Raw genomic sequence first — 5,305 nt, 5'->3', positions numbered from 1 at the left:
AAGTCAGAAACTGGAAGCGTCTCACTCAAGTGTGGAGAAGGTTGTTCCTGAGTGTTTGGCCGCAAAGTCATCTGATCGGCTAAAGATGGTGAAGATGTTGAAACAGCAGCTTGTTGCTTTTCATCAGAAAGAGGATGAGAACTTGATGGAGGGGCACCTTCAATCATTTGACCTCCCAGAGATGAAACAATTGGAGAAACAGAAGCTGAAGATTTTTGACTCAAGTTTCTGTGGTTTTCTCTTGGACGTGGCAATTTAATAGCATGCTCTTGTGGTGCTATAATCGTTGAAAGAGAAGAAACCTGTTGTTTTTGACTTAAATGCTGCGGAATTCTGCTTCTGCGTGGCGCATTATCCATGTAAACTGCAGTCAAATACCAAATTTTTCCCTCTTCATTCTCAATATTTTTGTGTTTTAAGCCATAAGTATAAGTTCCCCCATCAACCATTATAGTTTTTGCGCCAGAAAAACTTTGTAGAGTAAAAGATGCGCCGCCACTTTGATCAAAAATTAAATCAAGTCTTATTGAAGAAGGATCAACAATTTCAATACCAGAATCTACGACACTTATTGTGTGAAAACCACTCCCATTCTCAATAAAGAGGTAATCACCTTTTTCTTCTGCAAGACTAACATTAAAGTCAAAATGTAGACTCCCTGCTAGATTATCAATATAAAGCTGAGAGTAATATAAATTATCTTCAAAAGAGGTAAAAATAACTTTTCCTACACCGTTTAACTGCTGAATGCGTGTACTTTTGTCGTCAAACCCACAAGCAACAGAATATAATTGAGCGTCTTCTCCATTTAATTCAATGTTTTCTACTATAGTTTGTTGACCATCATCTCCAGCATAAAGATGGAGTCCCCCAAAATCCTGAACTCTTATTTCTCCTCTTAATATTGCACCAGGAGAAACCCATGAATTGGCATTACCTTCAATCGTTAGATCCTTTACAATTCCACCTGCATAGACTTCTTGAACACCACCAGTGCGTAAAATGGCTGTATGTGCTTCACCTCCTGCGAAAACACGCTGCATACCCTCTGAAAAGACTTCAGTATTTATGGCCAAACCGCCAGCTTTTTCTGCAAAGTTATCATCATCAGGAAACCATTTAGCAAGAGTTTGTATTCCTCCACTCATCACTTTTGTTCCTACAGCCATACCATCATCGTATACGTTCTGCTGTCCCAGTGTGTCACCTTGACCATAAATTGTCGTATCATAAGCACTGCTCCCAACAATCCCACCGTTCACGTACCCATCTCCGAAAACAAGCTGCTCCCCACCATAAATTTCAGCTCTCAATGCAGATCCTCCTCCCTCCACTTTTTGTTTTCCACCCTCGTAAATAATCGTAGATTCTGAAATCCCTTGTTCCCCTATAATCTCAGCACCACCATTTTCAATTGTCGTATTCTTACTGAAACCACCAGCTTGAACATAAAGTCTTCCTGATCCCTGAATTGTATTATTAATAGACTTCTTAAGAACACCTTGCTCTCCATCATCAGAGACATAAGCTACGTTATTATCACCGAGCAAAGAGCTTTGTAGAATTCCTCCTCCTTCGCCAATACTGTAATCAATTACATCAGAGATACTAAAATCTTTTGACGATGTCATATTTTCTTCTTTTTCAGGAAGCTTATCTATAGGTAACTCCGCGTGAGATGAAGGGATTACAGGAGCAGAAATTATTTGTGGCGTAGCCAAATACCAAGTCTTTCCCCCATTATCATCTTTTGTTTTTAAGCCATACATGTAGGCTCCACCATCAATCGTACTCGTCTCTTCACCAGAAAAATCTGTCAGAGTAAAATGCGCATTTCCGCTTTGATCATGAATTAAATCAAGCTCCAAAATTAAGTTCTGATTTTGTAGAAGAGAATTGGTAATTTCAACACCAGAATCGATAACGCTTATGGTGTGATTACCTGCTCCTTTTTTTATCAGAAGATAATCACCGCGCTGTTCTGCAAAATTAGTCTGCAACCTAAAATGTAAACTCCCTGAAAGATCATTGATCTCAAGTTTAGAGTAATGTGGATTAAACACGGTGGAAGTAAAAATAACACGGCCATCACCACTTAAAGCTTCAATCAAAGAGCTTTCGCCATCTATATTAGAAGCAATAGAATACAATTTTGTATCTCTGCCATTTAACACAATTCTTTCTACTTCAGTACGAGACTGCTCTGCACCAGCATAAAGATAAATCCGTCCAGAATCATTAACCGTTGTCATTCCTTCCAATGTTGCGCCACCATGTAACCACGTTTGTGCTTGATCCTTAACGGTTAAATCTTTTACATAACCTCCTAAATCTATTGCCTGAAAAGCAGTCCCTTCTAAAAGAACGCCAATCGCGATTCCTCCCGCTAAAACATGTTGCTGTCCACCAGAAAAGACCTTCGTATCAAAGGCAAAGCTGCTATACTCGTTTAGATCCTCTTCTCCATAAAGATTTTGTATCCCGCCTTCCATGATCTGTGTGTTAAAAACCTCTCCATCATCATACACATTCTGATATCCTCGCACTCCATTCTCACCAGAAACGATAGTGTCATGGGCGCTGCTCCTCACCATCGCACCCTTGATCTCAGACTTTCCTGAAACAAACTGCTCACCACCGTAAATTTTAGCTCCTTCAGCTTTTCCCCCCTCTTTAACCTTTTGTTGCCCCCCTTTATAAACAATAGTATCCTGCGAAAGACCCTGTGTTTTAATAATCTCAGTACCGCCTCTTTGAATTGTCGTATACAAGCTAAAACCACCGCTATAAACGGAAAGCTTTCCACCATCTTTAACTGTATTACTAATTGAAGTTTCTCCATTGCTATCAACTTCCTTGCTGCTCGTGTCAAAGCTAGGATCCGCAATAGAAACAGTTGTTCCTTGATCAATTGTGAGTTCTGTGAGTAAATCACTTGATGAACCAGTATATGGTTTCAATACACTATCAAAAACTTGAGAAGTTGTCTCATCAATGGTGTGGTTTGCATCTAAGTACCAAATTTTACCAGTACCCTTATTGTTTCTATGTTTCAAACTGTACCGATAGGTTCCGGCATCAACAGTTCCGATTTTTTCACCAAAAGTGTTTGTCAGAGTAAAATGAGCATTTCCACTACGATCAGTAATTAATTTAAGCTTTTTATAAGAAGAATTTGTAATTTCACGCCCAGAATCAGCCACACTTATTGTGTGATAACCTGAACCACTTTCTTTAATGACAAGATAATCACTAAGATGCTTGGCAAAGTTGACATTAAAATCAAAATGTAAAGAACCTGAAAGATCATCAATATTAAGCTTAGAGTAATGCTTATCAGCCCCTAAGTATGTAAAAATAACTCTGCCACTTCCAGTTAAATTCTGGATATTAACGTGAAGTTTTTTGCTGTTATCTTCAGGAGCAATAATGTATAGTTTGCTATCTTCTCCATTTAAATTAAGATTTTCTACTTCCGTAACAGCTTCACCATTCCCAGCATAAAGATAGAGGCTGCCAAAGTCATAAACATTTGTGTCCTTATCTAATATTGCCCCCGCAAAAGCCCATGACCTTGCTTGATGATTAATGGTTAGATCATCCGTATATCCAGAATCATATATCTTCTGCGTAGCTCTATCGTATAAAGTAACTTCACTCGCATTCCCTCCTGCAAAGATATTCTGCATACCATTTTTAAAAAGTTCGGTACTCAGTGCAAAAGCCCCTTCATTAATTGTAAAATCTTCATTTTCTATATCGGCTGTATCAGCATCTTCTGAGAAGCTATTATGAAAATTCTCTTTACCATCAAGATTCTGGACACCACCTTTCATAATCTTTGTGTCAACAGCCATCCCCCCACTATAGACACTTTGTATTCCTAACATTCCATCTGCCGCATAAATTTCAGTGCTATAAGCACTACTTTCCTTATCTTTACGCGACAAACCATCCCCAAGGATCCCCTTACCAAAAATAATCTGCTCACCACCATAGATTTTAGCTCCCTCAGCATTTGCACCACTCTCAACAATTTGTTTACCCCCTTTTTTAACAGTGGCATATTCCGAACTGCTCAGATTTTGGACGAATTCAATACCACCACTCTCAATTGTCGTATCCCTGCTAACACTTGCTGCATCAATGTAGAGTTTTCCACCTTCTTGAACCGTATTATTGATGGAATAGCCTGCTTCTTCATAGCTAAAGCTATTTATTTCAAAACCTTCAGAGTCACGTTTAGTAATATAGACAATAGCCCCATCGCTTATTACTGAATTTGTGAGAACTTCAAAGAATAGGTTTTCTAATCCCTTCCTTTCCTCTTCTGAAGACTTACTTCCTTCTACTGTCTGTTTATTCTCTATCTTTTTTGATTCCCCCTTTTTTTCTTTTAATCCCCTCACTTTTGATAACGATGTTCTTGTCTCTTCTAGATGTTCACTGATATCTACTGGTGTTAATAGCTTTTCTTTTGGTGTCTCTACTCCATCTGCACTCGCAATCTTGACAAAAAAACCACTGGTCATTAGTGCACAAAAACTTAATTTCAATTTGCGTTGCATTATTCACACTCCATCATTCCAAATTAAATCCCCCATTTAGAAAAAAATGCACAGACCAAAACAACACAATGTTGCTCACCCTCATGTCTTTTAAGATAACGAAGCATTCGATAAATTAAGCTTTGACAGATCAAATATACACCATGTGTTTTAAAATATATGCACAACTAAAAGATTTAATTAGTTTTATATACACCTAAAAAGTGTTATAATTACATCCATGAAAATATTTTTGAGACAATAAACACTGATCTACAAATAAGGCTGATCCCTCAAGAGATAAAAACAGCATTGAACTTTAAAGGAAACAGCAATGTGAATGAGAACAACGTTTATGGCTACGTATTTCCATCTTCTACAGCATTTAAAGCAGTGCCTTTATTCTATTCAATTTGTATAATCTATAGAACACTTAATTCATGCTCATCAGTCTATACTCATTGTCCTAATATAGAGGAAACGTCATAATATTGACTCGACACTGATTTGAAATTTTTATAACTATAGTTAGTTAATTCGTCATTTGATTTGTCATACACTGAAAGGGACATTCTATTCATGTCTACAAACTTAGAAATGCAAGATAAAAACAACAGAAATTCCCCTCGTCGCATTTTGTTTGCAAGCCTTATTGGCCCAACAGTTGAATTCTTTGATTTCTATGTCTTTGGCACTGCCGCAGCTCTCATATTTCCTCATGTGTTTTTTCCAACACAAAATGATCAGGTTGCCATTTT

1 protein-coding gene and 1 pseudogene are annotated in these 5,305 nt (G+C 37.8%); one reads left to right on the top strand and one right to left on the bottom strand.

Going from position 1 to position 5,305, the window contains the following annotated elements:
• Window positions 1–4,568: pertactin-like passenger domain-containing protein (locus ACFIO3_RS08345; RefSeq protein WP_375704305.1), on the bottom strand; the 4,568-nt coding region annotated here is incomplete at its 3' end.
• 558 nt (window positions 4,569–5,126) lie between these two features.
• Between ACFIO3_RS08345 and ACFIO3_RS08340 the strand changes: the two are divergent.
• Window positions 5,127–5,305 (top strand): annotated as a pseudogene (locus tag ACFIO3_RS08340) (MFS transporter); the annotation flags it as partial.

Source organism: Bartonella sp. AD328YNZD (assembly GCF_042196425.1).
The sequence above is the reverse complement of the archived record's forward strand: the minus strand, read 5'-3'. Positions and strand labels throughout refer to the sequence as shown.